This window comes from Micromonospora vinacea (assembly GCF_015751785.1).
Lineage (GTDB): Bacteria > Actinomycetota > Actinomycetes > Mycobacteriales > Micromonosporaceae > Micromonospora > Micromonospora vinacea.
In genome coordinates this window covers 2,592,997-2,610,121 of the sequence record NZ_JADOTY010000001.1, presented here as the reverse complement: position 1 = coordinate 2,610,121, position 17,125 = coordinate 2,592,997, and the positions used below count along the sequence as shown (strand labels likewise).

The 17,125-nt window shown below is 70.1% G+C and carries 14 protein-coding genes; 3 read left to right on the top strand and 11 right to left on the bottom strand.

What is annotated here, in order from left to right; genetic code table 11:
• Positions 1-11: 11 nt before the first annotated feature.
• From IW249_RS12530 to IW249_RS12515, 4 genes are all read right to left on the bottom strand, one after another.
• Positions 12-1,070 carry a methyltransferase gene (locus IW249_RS12530; protein ID WP_196920884.1) on the bottom strand — a complete coding sequence of 353 codons (1,059 nt, stop codon included), beginning with the start codon at positions 1,068-1,070 and terminating at the stop codon, positions 12-14.
• Complete coding sequence (locus IW249_RS12525; protein WP_196920883.1) at positions 1,067-2,287, bottom strand: ketosynthase chain-length factor; 1,221 nt, start codon at positions 2,285-2,287, stop codon at positions 1,067-1,069. The genes IW249_RS12530 and IW249_RS12525 overlap by 4 nt, the downstream gene beginning before the upstream one ends.
• Positions 2,284-3,546 (bottom strand): beta-ketoacyl-[acyl-carrier-protein] synthase family protein, encoded by a 1,263-nt coding sequence (locus IW249_RS12520; RefSeq protein ID WP_196920882.1) that lies wholly within the window; start codon positions 3,544-3,546, stop codon positions 2,284-2,286. The genes IW249_RS12525 and IW249_RS12520 overlap by 4 nt, the downstream gene beginning before the upstream one ends.
• 81 nt (positions 3,547-3,627) lie before the next feature.
• Positions 3,628-4,437, bottom strand: a complete 810-nt coding sequence (locus tag IW249_RS12515; protein ID WP_196920881.1) for an AfsR/SARP family transcriptional regulator — start codon at positions 4,435-4,437, stop codon at positions 3,628-3,630.
• 211 nt (positions 4,438-4,648) lie between these two features.
• On the opposite strand from IW249_RS12515, the gene metK reads away from it, so the two are divergent.
• Positions 4,649-5,836 (top strand): methionine adenosyltransferase, encoded by a 1,188-nt coding sequence (metK, locus tag IW249_RS12510; RefSeq protein ID WP_196920880.1) that lies wholly within the window; start codon positions 4,649-4,651, stop codon positions 5,834-5,836.
• Positions 5,837-5,852: 16 nt separating this feature from the next.
• Here metK and IW249_RS12505 read toward each other — a convergent pair whose 3' ends face one another.
• From IW249_RS12505 to IW249_RS12480, 6 genes are all read right to left on the bottom strand, one after another.
• On the bottom strand, positions 5,853-6,551 hold the full coding sequence (locus IW249_RS12505) for a response regulator (protein ID WP_231392499.1): 699 nt from the start codon (positions 6,549-6,551) through the stop codon (positions 5,853-5,855).
• A gap of 128 nt (positions 6,552-6,679) precedes the next feature.
• Positions 6,680-7,801, bottom strand: coding sequence for a ScyD/ScyE family protein (locus IW249_RS12500; RefSeq protein ID WP_196920878.1), 1,122 nt, complete (start codon positions 7,799-7,801; stop codon positions 6,680-6,682).
• Positions 7,802-7,889: 88 nt separating this feature from the next.
• On the bottom strand, positions 7,890-9,965 hold the full coding sequence (locus IW249_RS12495) for a multicopper oxidase family protein (protein WP_196920877.1): 2,076 nt from the start codon (positions 9,963-9,965) through the stop codon (positions 7,890-7,892).
• Between the two features lie 109 nt (positions 9,966-10,074).
• The gene (locus tag IW249_RS12490; protein WP_112581714.1) at positions 10,075-10,734 is read right to left on the bottom strand and encodes a response regulator; all 660 of its coding nucleotides are present in this window, start codon (positions 10,732-10,734) and stop codon (positions 10,075-10,077) included.
• A complete protein-coding gene (locus IW249_RS12485) occupies positions 10,731-11,849 on the bottom strand; it encodes a sensor histidine kinase (RefSeq protein ID WP_196920876.1) in 1,119 nt (372 codons plus the stop codon). Before IW249_RS12485 ends, IW249_RS12490 begins: the two co-directional genes overlap by 4 nt.
• A gap of 82 nt (positions 11,850-11,931) precedes the next feature.
• A complete protein-coding gene (locus IW249_RS12480; protein ID WP_196920875.1) occupies positions 11,932-12,957 on the bottom strand; it encodes a methyltransferase in 1,026 nt (341 codons plus the stop codon).
• Between the two features lie 127 nt (positions 12,958-13,084).
• Here IW249_RS12480 and IW249_RS12475 point away from each other — a divergent pair, with 127 nt between their 5' ends.
• Both IW249_RS12475 and IW249_RS12470 read left to right on the top strand, forming a co-directional pair.
• A complete protein-coding gene (locus tag IW249_RS12475; protein ID WP_196920874.1) occupies positions 13,085-14,623 on the top strand; it encodes an aminotransferase class III-fold pyridoxal phosphate-dependent enzyme in 1,539 nt (512 codons plus the stop codon).
• 162 nt (positions 14,624-14,785) lie between these two features.
• Complete coding sequence (locus IW249_RS12470; RefSeq protein WP_196920873.1) at positions 14,786-16,483, top strand: MFS transporter; 1,698 nt, start codon at positions 14,786-14,788, stop codon at positions 16,481-16,483.
• Between the two features lie 52 nt (positions 16,484-16,535).
• On the opposite strand, the gene IW249_RS12465 is transcribed toward IW249_RS12470, so the two are convergent.
• The gene (locus IW249_RS12465) at positions 16,536-17,102 is read right to left on the bottom strand and encodes a PadR family transcriptional regulator (RefSeq protein WP_307788578.1); all 567 of its coding nucleotides are present in this window, start codon (positions 17,100-17,102) and stop codon (positions 16,536-16,538) included.
• Positions 17,103-17,125 lie beyond the last annotated feature (23 nt).

The window sequence follows — 17,125 nt, the reverse complement described above, 5'->3', positions numbered from 1 at the left end:
GGCTTCCTTTCCTAGATCGGACGCGCTTCGAGCAGTGCCCAGCCGCGGGACGCGGGGGTGTTGACCAGCTCGAAACCGGACGCGGTGAACAGCGCCTGCCATTCGCGGAGGTCGCGCTCCTTGCCGCCGAAGAGCACCAACATGTCGATGTCGATGATCTTGGCGTGGTCCCACTGGTTACGCGGCGGCACGATCTGGTCGATCGCGATGAGGCGGGAGTCGGCGTCGCCGATCGCCGCACGGATCCGCCGCAGCAACGTGACGCAGGTGTCGTCCGGCCAGTTGTGGACGATCGACTTCAGGATGTACGCGTCGGCACCGGCCGGCAGGTCGTCGGTGAAGAAGTCGCCGCCCCGCACCTCGACCCGCTCGGTGACACCGTGCTCCTTGAGCAGTGGCTCGGCGTCGGCCACCACCTCGGGCAGGTCGAAGAGGACGCCGGTGCCCTCGGGGTTGCGCTGGAGCATCTTGGCCAGGAAGTAGCCGTTGCTGCCGCCGATGTCGGCGATCCGGCCGAACCGCTCGGGCGCCAACTCCGCCGCAAACCGGTCGGCGAGTCGCCGGCTCCAGTGCGCCATGAAGCCCTCGAAGAACCGGTTGGCCTCCGGGTGGGCCTGGAGGTAGTCGTAGAAGCCCATGCCGAAGACCTTGTTGAAGGCCGGCTCGCCGGTACGGACGCTGTGCAGGATCTCCGCGTACGGGAGGCGGTTGAAGTCGGCGCCGCTGAACTGCACCATCGGCCGCAGCCCGCCGACCCGGGCCGACGTCAGCCCCTCGCCGAGCGGCGTCAGCGCGAACGACCCGTCCTCCTGCTCGTCGAAGATGCCCACCGCCGAGGCGGCGCGGAGGATCCGCCGCAGCGCGTCCTCGTGCGACTCGGTCGCCGCCGCCAGTTGAGCGACCGGCACCGGCCCGTCGACGAGCAGGTCGGCAACGCCGAGCTCGGTGACCACGTAGATCACGTGGGCGATCTGTTTGGCGCTACCCAGCACCGCGATCTGCCGTTCCCGCAGGTCGAGTGCCTGCTGCTCGTCGAAGTTCGCGACGGCGGCAAGGCTGGCGTCGGTCATCGTCCATTCCTTTCGTCGGTCACGACCATGGCCGCGTTGAACCCGCCGTAGCCCCTGGCGAGCACGAGCGCCGCGCGTACGGGTGTCTCCCGCGCGACGTCGCGCACCAGGTCGAGGTGCAGGCCCTCGGCCGGCTGGCGGATGTTTGTGGTTGGCGGGATGACACCGTGTCTGATCGACAGCAGCGCGGAGACGAGGTCGAGCGCCGCCCCGCCCGAGTAGAGCCGGCCGGTCATCGTCTTGGGCACTGTCACCGGCACCCCGCGTGGGCCGAAGACGGCGGTGATCGCCTCGGCCTCGACGCGGTCGAGCTCCGCGACCCCGGCGCCGTCGGCGAAGACGACGTCGATGTCGGCCGGTGTGAGACCGGCGTCGGAGAGGGCCATCTCGGCCGCCCGACGCAGGCCCGGCGGGCGCCCGGAGCCGGGCCGGGGATCGAAGGTCGCGCCGTAACCGGCGATCACCCCGTAGACGGCGGCCCCACGCCGGGCAGCGGCGTGTTCGTCCTCCAACACGAGGATCGCCCCGCCCTCGCCCGGCACGTAACCCGACGCGTTGGCGTCGAACGGCAGGAACGCCGTGGCCGGGTCGCGCCCCGTGCTGAGGAGGCCGTTGGCGAGCTGCGCCGTCCAGCCCCACGGGCAGAGCGACGCGTCGACACCACCGGTCATCACGAGCTGCACGCCCTTGCGCACCTGGCGCCGGGCCTGTGCCACCGCGTCGAGCCCACCCGCCTGCTCGGTGACGAGCACACCGGTCGGCCCACGCATCCCGTGCCGGATCGAGATCTGGCCGGTGTTGACAGCGTAGAACCAGGCGAACGACTGGTACGCGCTGACGTGCTCGGAGCCCTTGCTCCAGAGCTTCTCCAGCTCACGGTGGCCGAACTCGAAGCCACCCGACGCGCTGGCCGTGACGACACCCATGCCGAACTCGGGCAGCGCCGACGGGTCGACCGACGCGTCGGCCAGCGCCCACTGCGCCGCCGTCAGCGACAGTCGGGTCATGTGGTCGGTCTGCGCCATCAACCGGCTCGGGATGTGATCGGCCGCCTCGTATCCGGGAACCTCGCCGGCCAGCTGCGAGGGGTAACCCGAAGGATCGAAACGGCTGATCGGCCCGATGCCACCCACCCCGGCGACGGTGGCCGCCCAGAAGGCGTCGCGACCCAACCCGTTGGGCGCGGCGACCCCGACCCCGGTGACGACAGTGGTCATGCCACACGCGCCAGGAGCATCGCGCTCTGGAAGCCGCCGAACCCGCTGCCCACGCTCAACACCACGTCGGTCTGCTGCTCGCGGGCGGTGAGCGGCACGTAGTCGAGGTCGCACTCCGGGTCGCGCTCGTGCAGGTTGGCTGTCGGCGGCACCACCCCGTGCTTGATGGCCAGGGCCGACGCCGCGATCTCGATCGAACCGATCGCGCCGAGCGAGTGGCCGATCATCGACTTGATCGAGCTGACCGGGGTGCGGTACGCGTGGTCGCCGAGGCTCCGCTTGAACGCCGCCGTCTCGTGCCTGTCGTTCTGCTTCGTACCCGAGCCGTGCGCGTTGATGTAGTCGACGGCGTCGCCGGGCAGCCGGGCGTCGGCGAGCGCGACCCGGATCGCCTCGGCCATCTCCCGCCCGTCGGGCCGCAGGCCGGTCATGTGGAACGCGTTGGAGCGCGAGGCGAACCCGACCAGCTCGGCGTAGATCTGCGCACCTCGCCGGCGGGCGTGCTCGAGCTCTTCGAGGACGAACATGGCCGAACCCTCGCCCAGGACGAACCCGTCGCGGCTGTTGTCGAACGGCCGCGACGCGTGCGTCGGGTCGTCGTTGCGGGCCGTGGTCGCCTTGATCGCGTCGAAGCACGCCACAGTGATCGGCGAGATCGGGGCGTCGGTCGCGCCGGCGATCATCACGTCGGCCGAGCCCTCACGGATCAGCTCCCGGGCGTGGCCGACCGAGTCGAGGCCCGACGTGCAGCCGGTGGAGACCACCGTCGCCGGGCCTTCCGCCCCGACCGACCACGCCACCTCACGGGCGAACGAGCTCGGCACCAGATAGTCGTAGAGGTGCGGGGTGGCGTACCGGTGGTCGGTAAGCCACTTCCGCCCGCCGTCGCTGACCACGACGTACTCCTCTTCGAGGCTCATCGTGGCCCCGACCGCCGTGCCGACACTGACGCCGACCCGGGTCGGGTCGCCGACCTCGAAGCCGCTGTCGGCCAGCGCCTCCCGGGTGCAGACCACCGCCATCTGGGCCGCCCGGTCCATCCGGCGGACCTCCTGCGGCGACAGTCCCTCGGCGACCGGGTCGAAGTCGGCCTCCGCGGCCACCCGCGAGCGGAACGGGGTGTCATCGAAGAACGACAGGGTACGAGTGGCCGTACGGCCAGCGGTCAACAGTTCCCAGAACGCCTTGGTGCCCAGTCCACCGGGGGCGATGACGCCAATCCCGGTGATGACCACCCGACGGTCGGATGTGCTCGTCATGGAAGACCTCCTGGCCGCGATGTCCGTGTGAAAGCTAGGGACGGCCGGTCGAACGGCGCTGGAGCGTCGGTCGAGGGCCTGTCACGAGGCCCTGGCGAGCCCCGGGCGCAGTGGCCCGCCGGCGGCCAGCACCTCCCGCTGGAGCCGCTGGAGGTCAGGCGAAGGGTCCAGGCCCAACTCCTCACTGAGCACCCGGCGCAGGTGGTGGTACGCCTGCAACGCCTCGCCCCGTCGCCCCGAGCGGCTGAGCGCCACGATGAGTTGGCGGTGGAACCACTCGTTGAGCGGGTACGTGCCCACGAGGTAGCGCAGCTCGCCGATCAGCTCGCGGTGCCGGCCGAGCGTGATGTCGGCCTGGATGCGCAGCTCCAGCGCCCGGATCCACTGCTCCTGCAGGTGGATGGCGTGCGCCTCCAACGCCGGCCCGAACGTCACGTTGGCGCCCACCGGCCCCGTCCACATGGCCAGCGCCCGCCGCAGCACCTCGGCGCCCTCCTCGGGCCGGTCCGACTCGATGTGCGAGCGGCCCTGGTCGAGCATCGTCTCGAACACCTCGGCGTCGAGTTGGCCCGGCTCCACCCTGAGCAGGTAGCCGCGGGCACGGCTCTCCAGCACGGTCCGGTCCGGGGTCTCTATGCCCTCCTTCGCGAAGAGCTTGCGCAGGTGGTAGATGTAGGTCTGCACAGTGGTGACGGCGCTGCGCGCCGGATCGTCACCCCACAGTTCCCGGATTATCGAGTCGACCAGAACGACCCGGTTGGCCCGCATCACCAGCAGCGCCAACACGGTCCGCACCTTCGGCGGCGTCGGCGTGCAGATCCGGCCCTCGTGGATCACTTCCAGCGACCCGAGGATCTCGTACCTGACCACAGTGGTCCCCCCATTCCCCATAGCACTCGTCGAGACGCTCTCAAGCTATGGAGGAGCGGGGCGTGTCGGAATGACCGCAGGTAGCGACATCGCGGGTTCTTCCGAGGATCGATGCGTGTCGAAAGTTGTACGACGGATACCCCTTTGATCGCTCGATGCTTCCTCCAGGCAACCTCCACCAGGGGCGGGAAGACTCGCCGGGCCCCCACGCTCCCTGGGTTAGGAGTCACACATGTCGCGCCGCCTCTTCACTTCCGAGTCGGTCACCGAAGGTCATCCCGACAAGATCGCCGATCAGATCAGCGACGGGATCCTCGACGCGCTGCTGGCGCAGGACCCGCACAGCCGGGTCGCCGTCGAGAGTCTGATCACCACCGGGCAGGTCCACGTCGCCGGCGAGGTCACCACGCAGGCCTACGCCGACATCCCCCGCATCGTGCGGGACACGGTGCTGAGCATCGGGTACGACTCGTCGAAGAAGGGCTTCGACGGCGCCTCCTGCGGCGTCAGCATCTCGATCGGCGCCCAGTCGCCGGACATCGCGCAGGGCGTCGACACGGCGATCGAGCTGCGCGACGGCTCGTCCGGCGGCGGGCTCGACGCCCAGGGCGCCGGTGACCAGGGCATGATGTTCGGCTTCGCCTGCTCGGAGACGCCGGAGCTGATGCCGCTGCCGATCGCACTGGCCCATCGGTTGGCCCGTCGCCTGGCCGCCGTCCGCAAGGACGGCACGGTGCCCTACCTGCGGCCGGACGGCAAGACCCAGGTCACCGTCGAGTACGACGGCCTACGCCCGGTCCGGCTCGACACCGTCGTCGTCTCCACCCAGCACGCCGCACACATCTCCCTCGACGAGCTGCTCGCACCCGACATCCGGGACCACGTGATCACGCCGGAGTTGGAGGCGCTCGACCTCGACACCGAGGGTTACCGGCTGCTGGTCAACCCGACGGGGCGGTTCGAGATCGGTGGTCCGATGGGCGACGCGGGCCTGACCGGACGGAAGATCATCGTCGACACCTACGGCGGGTACGCCCGGCACGGTGGCGGTGCCTTCTCCGGAAAGGACCCGTCGAAGGTCGACCGGTCGGCGGCGTACGCGATGCGGTGGGTGGCGAAGAACGTGGTCGCCGCGGGCCTGGCGGAACGGTGTGAGGCGCAGGTGGCCTACGCGATCGGCAAGGCCCACCCGGTGAGCCTCTTCGTGGAGACGTTCGGCACCGAGACGGTGCCGCTCGACCGGATCGAGAAGGCGATCGGTGAGGTCTTCGACCTGCGCCCGGCGGCGATCATCCGCGACCTGGACCTGCTGCGCCCGATCTACCAGCAGACGGCGGCCTACGGCCACTTCGGCCGTGAACTCCCGGACCTGACCTGGGAGCGCACGGATCGTGCCGCCGACCTCAAGGCCGCCTGTTGAGCAACGTCCGCGGTCGCTAGGGCGACGGGCGGCGAGGGCGGGGCACCAACCGGTCGTGTGGCAGCGTCACCAGTGACGCTGCCACCGCCTTGTTGACCGCGTCGATGCGGGAGACCGCGCCGAGCTTGGCGAAGATGCGACGCAGGTGGCTCTTCACAGTGGCCTCGGTCAGGTCGAGCCGGCGCGCGATCTGGGCATTGGTCATCGCCTCGGCCGCGAGTTGAAGGATCTCCAGCTCGACCGGGGACAGGATGGCCGACTCCGCGTTCTGCACCTGCACCAGGCTCTGGCCGGAGACGGAGAGCAGTACCGAGCCGCTGCCGTCCCGTGCCTTGCGGATCGCGGCGACCAGTTCCTCACGACCCACGCTCTTGAGCAGGTAGGCGCGCACCCCGGCGGCGATCAGACGGCGCAGCAGGTCCGGGCTGTCGTACATGCTGAGGATGACGACCGCGCTGTCGGGCGACACCTCACGGATGCGGCGCACCGTGACCACCGGGTCGTCGCCGGGAATCTCGACATCGAGCAACACCACGTCCGGGCGCTCCGACGCCGCCTTGGCGACCGCGGTGGCCGAGTCGCCCGCCTCGTCGACCACGTCGAGGTCGGCGTGGACCTCGAGCACCCAGCGCAACCCCTCGCGGACGAGAGCGTGGTCGTCGACTATGAGGATGGTGGTGGCGCCGGCGGGAGACCCGCCGTCGGACCGCGTCAACCTAACCCCCAGACCCCATCCCCCGCCGCCAGCGTGCACACGATGGCACCGTATCGCGACTGTGTGACACCACAGCTATCGTGGCGTCCTCCCGACACGAAGAACGCCACGATGGCCGCGCGATTCTGTCAGTCTCGTGTGGACAGACGGACCAACTCGCCGATGCCGAGGCCCTTGTTGGCGATGTAGAAGCTGCCGTCCCGAGCGATGGCGAACGACATCGGGGAGTCCAGGCCGGTGCTCGCCAGCTCCCGGTGGCTACCGTCGCGCTCCACCCGGATCAACGCACCGGTGGAATCTCCCGAGCTGAGCCCGTTCTTCGCGATCTCCAGCACGACCAGTCGACCCTGCTTGTCGAAGGCGATGTCGATGATGTTGGTGAAGCCGGTCGCGAAGATGGTCGGCTCCTGCCCGGGCACCAGCCGCCACACCCGGGCGCCACCGTTCGGGAAGGGGTGCCCGGTCAGCTGTCCGATGTAGAGGGCGTTGTCCGGCCCGCGGGTGATAGTGACCGGCACGAACTGGATCGGCGTCGTCGAGCCGGGCGGCAGGCCCCACTCCGGCGGCGCCGGCACCTGCTCCTGCGGCCAGACGTGCTCGGCCGTGACCACGCCACGACGGTCGATCCGGAGCACGTCGTTGGCGGCCGCGTCGAGCGCGTAGACGTCCCGCCCGTCGGCGATGACGGCGTACGGCTGGCTCTCCGGGATGACACCGTCGGGGTTGTTCTGCCCCTCGTAGGCGGAGAGGTCGCCGACGACCGACCAGCGACGCTTCCCCTCGACCCGGAGGATCGTTCCCATCGTGGCCCCGGCCGCGCCGAGCAGGTCCCGCGAGACCGGGTCGGTGCTGTAACCCATCGCCACCAGCAGCTTGCCCTGCCGATCGAAGGCCAGGTCGTGCGCACCGTAGACGGAGAAGCCGCCGCCGGTGCTGCGCAGCGACGGCAGGCCCGTCACGACTCGCTTCTGCCAGCCGTGACGGACCGCCGTGATCGCACCTGTCGAGCCGTAGCAGAGGTTGGTACCGAACGTGCCGGGGATGCAGACGTCGTCGCCGCCGAGCCCGGCCTCGGCGACGTGGACGGTGCCAGCGCGGTCGATGGCGACACCGCGCGGGTTGTCGAGGTTGCGGGCGACGACGGTCAGTCGCCCAGTGGTCGATGTGGCCGCAGAGGCGGGCGCGGCAATGCCGGCCACCAGTACCAGCGGCACGGCCAGCGACAACGTTCGTCGCATCGCGTCGAGCATGGGTTCTCCTCAGCAAGAGGGGTTCGGATGCGAACGACGCTGCCGCCGTCGCCTCGAGGCCCGGTGGAGGAAGGCTCGACGGGCCCACCTACTCCGGCTGGTTGGGAGTGCCCCGCCCCAGCTCATAGGGGGACGTCACGCCCTCGTAGGCGAGGTGCATCACCATCCCGTTGGCCGCGTGGTCGAGGTTGTGACAGTGGTCCATCCAGAGCCCCGGATTGTCCGCCTTGAAGCCGATCTCGTAGATCTCGCCGGGAATCACGTCGAGGCTGTCGATCCACCACGGCGACCCGGTCGCGCGAACCCCGTTGCGGGACAGCACCAACGCGTGATGGCCGTGCAGATGCATCGGGTGGTTCTGGTGGCTGCGGTTGACGATCCGCACCTTGACCACGTCGCCCATCCGGACCATCAGCGTCGGTGTCTTGGGGAAGCTGTGCCCGTTGATGATGGGCACCAGGTGGAGACCGCCGTTGTAGAAGGACAGCCGGTCGTCGAGGAGCTGGGTGAACGAGCGGTCGTACGACGAGCCGGCGTCGAAGGGCCGGGAGCCGCCGGAGCCGTACGACAGCGGGTCGAACTGGTCCCCGTCGTCGACGATCTTCGGCGTCGAGGTGTCACCCGGTGGCGCCAGGACCAGCCCGGCGTCGCGGTTGGCGAGGTCGGTCAGGCGCACCGGGCCCGACGGCATCGTGAACGTCACGTCGTAGCGTCCACCGGTCGCCAACCCGAACCGCGGGTCGGTCAGCGGGGTGGCGCCGTTGACGTCGACCCCGTCGATCGCGGCCACCCGCACCGGCGTGCCGTTGACGGTCAGGGACCGCGGACGACTGTCGGTGGACGGGTTGTTGTCGGTGTTGATCAGGCGCAGCCGCACCGGCGTGCCCGGGGCGACCTCCTGACGCTGCAAGGTGTCACTGGTACCGAACGAGACGATGTTGTCGTCCGGCGTACGCCACTCGTGGGCCTGCACGACGAAGTCCCGCTCGCCGGGTGGTGGGCCGTCGCGCGGCTCGACGATCAGCGCGCCGAACAGGCCCCGCCGGATCGCCTCCAGCGGGTTCTGGTGGGTGTGGTACCAGAAGGTGCCGACCTGCTCGGCGATGAACCGGTAGGTGAAGGTGCCACCCGGCTCCACCGCGTTCTGCGTCGCGCCGGCCACGCCGTCCTCGCCGTTGGGCACGTCGAGGCCGTGCCAGTGGATCGTCACGTTCTCGTCGGGGATCTCGTTGTGCAGCGTCACCTCGACGAGGTCGCCCTCACGGACCCGCAGCTCCGGCCCGGGCGACTCCCCGTTGTACGTCAGCGCCTTGATCTCGGTGCCCGACGAGAGACGTACCGTGGCGTTCTTCGCAGTCAGGGTGAAGGCCTTGTTGGGCTTGCCGGTCCGCGGCCCACGTAGGTCGTCGACGGAGGTCCCACCATGACCGCCGTGGCCGATCGAGGGGCCGCCGCCGTAGTCGACGTTGTCGTGGGACGTCATGGACATCCGGTCGGGCAGCCTGCTGCTCTGGGCCGCGTAGGTGACGCCGGCGGCGACGACGAGGACCGCGACGGCGGCCTGGGCGGTGGCGCGCAGGGCACTGGCACGCCGGCCACGGCGCGCGAAGTCGGTGGCGGTGACGACCCGCAGGCGGTGCCGCTGCCAGAACCACAGCACCACCACGGACAGCAGGATCGGCGCGGCGTGGGTCACGATGTCGTCGAGGTAGGACGGAACCGGACGGGACACGTACGCGAAGTAGACGCCAACGAGGGTCGCCACGGCCGTCACCTGGACCGGCACGATGAATCGGGGATTGGCGGCGGCGGAGCGCGTCTCGACGTCGACCGGCGCGTCGTCGCGGTTGGCCAGGGCGCGCAGGCCCGGCACGGTCCAGACGAGCACGGCCAGCATCGGCAGCAGCAGGAGCGGCATCTGCACGATCACGCGGTTGTCGGCAAAGATCCAGTCGACGGCGAGCATCAGCCCGATCGCGACGCACTTGACGACCAGGACCACCAGCGCGGCGACGAGCAGACGCAGCAGCCGACGGGCGCTCTTGCGCAGCGCCTCGGGCGTCGGCCGCCAGGCCAACCGCGTGGCGAGGATCGCCGCGGACAGCCAGATCAGGAACAGGACCCCGGCCAGGATCCCATCGGCGTTCTCTCCGACCTCAAACATGACGCCAACATACGAAGGACGCGCACCACCCGGCATCCGTTGAGCAACGGCGGATTCGTACGGCGATCACCGTAGCCGGCACCGCCTGCGAAACAGGGGCCGTAGTTGGCTAGCTGCCGGGCGCGACGAGCCCGGTCTGGTAGGCGAGCACGACGAGCTGCGCGCGGTCGCGGACGCGGAGCTTGACCATGGCCCGGTGGACGTGGGTACGGGCCGTGGCGGGGCTCATCGACAGCCGGCGCCCGATCTCCTCGTTCGTCAACCCGCTGGCCACCAGGCTCATCACCTCGCGCTCGCGGTCGGTCAACACCGCCAGCCGGCCGCCGTCGACCGGCGTCGGCGCGACCTTGCTGACGAACGCGCTCACCAACCGGCTCGTCACCCGCGGCGAGATCAACATGTCGCCGCCGGCCACCACCCGCACCGCCTGGCGCAGCTCGTCGGGCTCGATGTCCTTGAGCAGGAACCCGCTCGCGCCGGCGCGCAGCGCCTCGAAGACGTACTCGTCGAGCTCGAAGGTGGTCAGGACGATGACCCGCACGGCCGGGAACCGTTCGACGATCGCGGCCGTGGCCCGCACGCCGTCGAGCACCGGCATTCGCACGTCCATCAGCACGATGTCCGGTCGGGTCGCGGCGACCATCTCGACAGCCTGGGCACCGTTTGACGCCTCGCCGACCACCTCCAGGTCGTCGCTGTGGTCGAGCAGGCCCCGGAAGCCGGCCCGCACGAGCGTCTGATCGTCCGCAAGCACCATCCGGATCGTCACGCTGTCTCCTCCACCTCGACCGGCAGCCGCGCGGCCACTCGGAACCCCCCGCCCTCCGGCCGGGGCCCGGCCTCAAGGGATCCGCCGGCGGCGCTGGCCCGCTCCCGCATGCCGGCCACCCCGTGCCCCCGCCGGTTCGCCGCGGCACCGACCCCGTCGTCGACGATCTCCACAGTGACGGCGTCACCGGCGTAGGTGATGGTGACGTCGACTGTCGTTGCTTCGGCGTGTTTGACGGTGTTGGTGATGGACTCCTGCACGATCCGGTAGACCGAGAGTGCCACCTCCGGCGGGATCCGGCGCGGGGTGCCGGCAATCCCCGACCGCACCTTCACGCCGGCCTGTTCGGCGACCGCGAAGACGCGGGCCAGGTCGGGCACTTCCCCGGCGTCACGGAGCATGCCGATCGCCGAGCGGACCTCGTGCATCGCGTCGCGGGCCGCGCCCCGGATGCTCCGCAGCGCGGCCCGCGCCTCGGCCGGTTTGCTGTCGAAGATGTCGTCGGCGAGGCTCGCCTGCACACTGATCGCGGCGATCGTGTGACCGAGTACGTCGTGGACCTCGCGGGCGATGCGGAGCCGCTCCTGGGCGACCTCGTGCTGACGCTCCTGGCGCATCACGGCGAGACGCTGTTGTGCCTCGGCCAGCCGGACCCGGCGGGTGCGGATCGTCTCGGCGAGCAGCACCACCGCCGCGAGCAGCGAACCCTCTTCGACGGTGGCCGAGAGGGCGGGGAAGAAGCCCTCACCGAGCAGCGTGTACCGCATGATCAGCTCAAGGACCACGAAGAAACCGGCGACGACGAGCGCCCAGGTGAACCGGCCGGCGGCCGCGACGGAGAAGAGCGCGGCGGCCAGCGGGAGGGCGGGCGGAATGCCCGGGTATTCGAGCGCGTAGTAGATCATCAGCGCGGTGACCGAGCCGACCAGCACCAGCAGTGGCCAGCGGCGCCGGAAGACCAACAGGAGCCCGATCACCGCGCCGATCGCGTAGGCGCGCGCGTCGGGCGGCCGGGCGCCGGGCTCGTCGGCGACCCGGATCGCCACCGCCACCACGGCCGCGACGACGATCCCGATGAGGGCATCGATCGCGATTCGTCGAATGGCCGGGTTCATGTCCGCAACGGTACGACCCACGCACGGTCCGTGAGCGAGGGCCCCTTCCTAAGCGGAAACCGTCAGCAAGGGGCCCGTCCCATCAGCCGCGACGAAGAGAGAGCAGGGTCTGCCCGGTGGGGATCACCGTGCTGGAGTCCACCTCGAGCCCGGCCTTCTCGCCCAGTTCTGCGTACTCGCGCCAGGTCCTCGCCTTGCCGGCCATGAGCGAGAGCAGGCGCAGGTCCATCTGGGTGATGAACATCAGCCGGGCCGGGTCGTCGGGGAAGTTGTCGTTCTCGTCCTTGACCAGGATCTGCACGATCAGCACCTTGCCTGTCGTGCCGATCGCGTCGGCCGCCCGCTGGAGGATCTTCTCGGCGGCGCTGTCGTTCCAGTCGTGCAGAACGTTCGACAGGATGTAGACGTCGGCGCCGGCCGGGAGCGGGTCGAAGATGCTCCCGCTGACGACCTCGGCGCGGTCGGCGATGCCCGCCGCCTCGAACCGGGCCCGCCCCTGGTCCACGACGCCCGGCAGGTCGACCACGGTGCCGCGCAGGTGCGGCTGGGCCTTGAGGATCTCGGTGAGCAGGGCGCCGGTGCCGCCGCCGACGTCGACGACGTGGTTGACGGTGCTCCAGTCGTAGCCCTGGACGACCTGGTCGAAGTAGCTCGCGTGGGTGGCCATCAGCGCGCCGAACGACGTGGCCCGGTCGGGGTTGGTGGCCAGGTCGTCCCAGAACTCGATGCCGTAACGCACCGGGTACGCCGCGTCGCCGGTACGGATCGAGTGGGTCAGGGAGCTGAACGTGCCCTCGATCCGGCCGGCCATCGAGTCGACGTCGAGCCAGGGACGTTGGGCGGCCGGGTGGTCGGTCTTGAGGAACTCGGCCGCTTCCGTCAGGGCGTACACCCGCGGCTCGGTCTCCTTGAAGACGCCGCGCACCGAGAGGTAGCGCAGCAGCCGGTGCAGCGCGTCGGGATTGGCCTTCGTCGCCGCGGCGAGCTCGTCGAGCGTGGTGGTGCCCGCGGCGATCAGGTCGGCGAGGCCGAGCGTCGCCGCGGCCCGCACTGCCCACGGCGTGATCGTGTCGGTCAGCGAGTAGAGATTGACCCGATTTTCCGTCATGGCGGCGAGCTTCGACGACGGCGCTCGAGACCGGCTCGAAGCCGCGTCGATCGACCGGTTCTCCAGCCGCATTCGAGTGGGCCGGCGCAGGCTGCGCCTGTCACGGCCGCCATGCGAAGGGGACACGATGGGCGCCAGCCACCAGGAGCGCGGAGCGATCGAGGTCATTCAGGACCTCATGCAGCAGAAGTGGGTCTACGAGCTGTTCGGCGAGATCGGCGCGCGCCAGGGTGCCTCGGCCGCGCACGTCGAGCAACTGAGGGCGGTCGACGCCGCCGCGCACGTGTTCTGGCCGTTCCAGGCGCCGCCGTTTCCGGTCATCGCCGCCACCGCGAGCGGATCGACGTTGACCGACATCGACGGCAACGACTACCTCGACTGCCACATGGGGTACGGGGCCCAGGCGCTGCACGGTCACAACCCGGCCCCGGTCGTCGACTTCGTCCGCGAGCGTCTCGGCAAGGGCACCGGCAACGGCTACACCAACGCGTTGGAGCTGGAGCTCGCGACGCTGCTGCGGGAGATCGTCCCGCACAACGAGAAGTTCGCATTCCAACACTCGGGTACGGGTGCCACCCAGTCGGCGATTCGGCTCTGCCGTGCGTTCACCGGACGGCGGATGGTCGCCAAGTTCGAGGGCACCCTGCACGGGTCACACGACCTGGCCGTCCACAACACCGCGCCCTGGTACCACGGGCATCCCGCGGTGCCGTTCCCGGAGATCGGCAAGGACGGGATTCCGCTGGTCTCGGCGTTCGCCGGCGTCACACCGGCCGAGCCGCGCGACCTTCTGATCCTGCCCAACGACACAGCGCTCGCTGTCGAGTTGATCGAGCGCCACGCGGGCGAGCTGGCCTGCATCCTCGCTGAGCCGGCCGCTTCGTCGTTCCCGTTCGAGGAGACGACGATCCCGATGATCCGCGAGGTGGCGGTGGCCGCCCAGCGGCTCGGGGTGCCGGTCATCCTCGACGAGGTGCTGACGGGCTTCCGTTCGGGGCTCGGCGGCGCCGCGCAGAAGTTCGACATCCCGACCGACCTCGTCACCTACGGCAAGGTGATCAGCGGGCTCGGGCTGCCGCTGTCGGCGATCGGTGGTCGCGCTGACATCCTCGACATCTCGCAGACCAGCGGGCAGTCGTGGACCGACTTCGGCCAGAAGACCGGCCTACAGGGCAGCCACACCGGCAACTACCTGTCGGTGGCGGCGTCGTTGGCCACCCTCCAGCTGCTCCGCGACAAGGGACCGGCGTACTACACCGACCTGCGGGCCAAGGTCGACCGGGTCCAGGCGCGGCTGGCCGCGTTCCGGGCGGCCGAGGGCATCCCGCTGCGCATGGTCGGGTTCGGCGACTACATCGGGTGCTTCCAGTTCCTCCCGGAAGACTCCTACACCGACTACCGGGTCTACTCGCGGGCACTCAACCCCGCGACGTTCATCCTCACGCTGCTGCTGCGCAAGCGCGGCATCTACACGCTCGGCATGCCGATGTTCTTCGCCGGCGGCGCCCACAGCGACGCCGACGTCGACCGGCTGACCGACGCCGTGCTGGAGAGCACTCTGGAGCTGCGCGCCAACGACTTCCCCTTTGACCTGGCGTGGCCGGAGACGTCCTCGTGGGGCTCCGGTTCCTCCGAGTGGGGATCGGCTTCCTCCAACTGGTCGTAGCCGCCTCTGCGTCACCGGGCCCGGGTCAGCTTCTGACCCGGGCCCTCCTCATGTGCCGTACAGGTCATACGCAAATAGCCGTACTTGACTAATCGTACGCGACGGCGTGTAGTCGAAGGGTGGGTCCGCTGTCGACCCCCGTCCGACACCAGGAGGAACACGATGACGGAGAGCTGGACCGACGAACGCAGCGCCGCCCCACCCAATCCGCGCCGATGGCTGATCCTGGCCGTCATTCTGGCCGGGGCGTTCATGATTCTGCTGGCGACGACGATCGTCAATGTGGCGGTCGCGCCGATCCAGCGCGACCTCCAGTCGACCTACACGGCCATGGAGTGGGTCATCGCCGGCTACGCGCTCGGCTACGGCCTGTTGCTCATCCCCGCCGGCCGGATCGGCGACCGTTTCGGCCACCGCAAGCTGTTCCTCATCGGCGTCGCGGGGTTCACGCTCGCGTCGGCGGCGTCGGCACTCGCGGACACACCCGGCCAACTGATCGCGTTCCAGGTCGTGCAGGGCATGATGGCCGGCATCCTCAACCCGCCGGTGCTGGCGCTCATCCAGACCACCTTCCCGGCGAAGGAGACCGGCAAGGCCTACGGGATCTACGGCGCGATCGGCGGCATCGCGACCGCCAGCGGCCCGCTCCTCGGCGGCCTGCTGATCGCGTGGGACCTCAACGGCTGGGACTGGCGACCGGTGTTCCTGCTGAACGTGCCGATCGGACTGGCCACGTTCGTCGCCGCGCTGATCCTGGTGCCCGAGTCGCGAGGCCGCCGCGGTGGCCTCGACGTGATCGGCATGCTGCTCGTCTCGGCCGCCGTTCTGCTGCTGGCCGTCCCCCTGGTCGAGGGCCAGCGCCTGGGTTGGCCGGCCTGGACGTTCGTCTCGATGGCGGCGGCGCTGCCCGCGCTGGCCGTCTTCGCAGTGTGGGAGTTGCGCCGCGCCCGACGCGCCCAGGTCCCGCTGGTCAGCATGCGCCTCTTCGCCCACCGCTCGTTCTCCGCCGGCGTCGGCATCAGCCTCTGCTACTTCGCTGGCTTCATCGGCCTGCTCTTCGCGCTCTCGCTTCACCTGCAGATCGGCCTGGAGAAGTCCGCCCTGACGACGGGCCTCATCCTGCTGCCGTTCTCGTTCGGCACGCTGGTCGGCGCGGCCATCTCCGACAACGTCGCCCGTGCGCTCGGTCGCGGCGTCCTGATGCTCGGCGCGGGCATCGTGATCGTCGGCATGGTGGGCATCATCGCGACGATCCACTGGTGGGGCTCCGGCCTGGAACTACTGCCGGCCCTGCTCTTCGCCGGCTTCGGCTCGGGCCTGGTGATCGCGCCGAGCGTCGAGATCGTGCTGGCCGGCGTGCCCTGGCAGGACGCGGGCGCGGCCAGCGGTGTGCTCGGCACCGCCCAGCGTCTCGGCCAGGCGATCGGCGTCGCGGTGGCCGGCGTGGTCCTCTTCGGGACGCTCGGCTCCTACTCGGCGACGGCCGCGGAGAAGGCGAGCCCTGAGCTCCAGGCCTCACTTGTCGCCGCGGGCCTGCCGCCGGCGCAGGCGAGCGCGGCGACGACCACCTTCGCCGACTGTTTCATCCGTCAGTCACGCGCGTCGGATCCGACGGCCACGCCGCCCGGCTGCGAGGACTCGGCACCGGGTGCGGTCGGCGCGGCCTTCGACAGCGCGGCCACGAGGGCGCTGGAGACCAACTTCAACCGGGCGGTCCAGTGGACGGTCGGCGCCGTCCTGGTTGGCGTGATCCTCACGTTCCTTCTCGTCTACCTGCTGCCCCGTCGACCCGAAGAGCCCTGGGCCGAGGCAAGCAAGCCCGATTGGAACGTGACCAGCCAGCCCGAGCCCGCGAAGTGACATGCCGCCAGCCCTGGCCCCGGGGATGCCACCGGGGCCGGGGCTGGCACCGTCACGAGGTGGTCATCGATGTCGGTTGATTGGCCATCAGCTTGGGCAACTGGTCGAGCAGCTCGTCGTGCCAGGCGAGCTCGGTACGGAGTCGGAGCTCGGTATGACGGAACGTCGTCCACTCCAGACCACGGATGTGCGGCGCCGCGAGCTCCCGGAGCGCGAGCCACGAGTCGAGCTGCGCGGCGAGGGCCTTCCGGCGCGCCACGATGATCACGCGCAGCTCGTCTTCGCCGAGGTCGATCACGTTCTGCAGGGCCAGATCGACAGGGTCGTGCCGGAGCCTGGTGTCACGCAGCGCCTCGTCGCGGTGATCGATCAGCTCCGCGGCACCGGCCGAGGTGAGCGCGTAGATCGTGCGGGCCGGCCGGTTGCCCTCCTGCTCGGTCCGGACCGCCTCGATGACGCCCTCGACCTGCATCCGGTGCAGCGCACCGTAGAGCGACCCCGGCTTGACGTCGCTCCACAGCTCGGTACGGTCGACCTGGGCCGCCCGGCGGATCTGGTGCCCATGCATGGGCCCCCCGCGCGCGAGCGCTCCGAGTACGAACAGGCGAGTGCTATTCACGGCATTAGTCCAACACGAGTGCC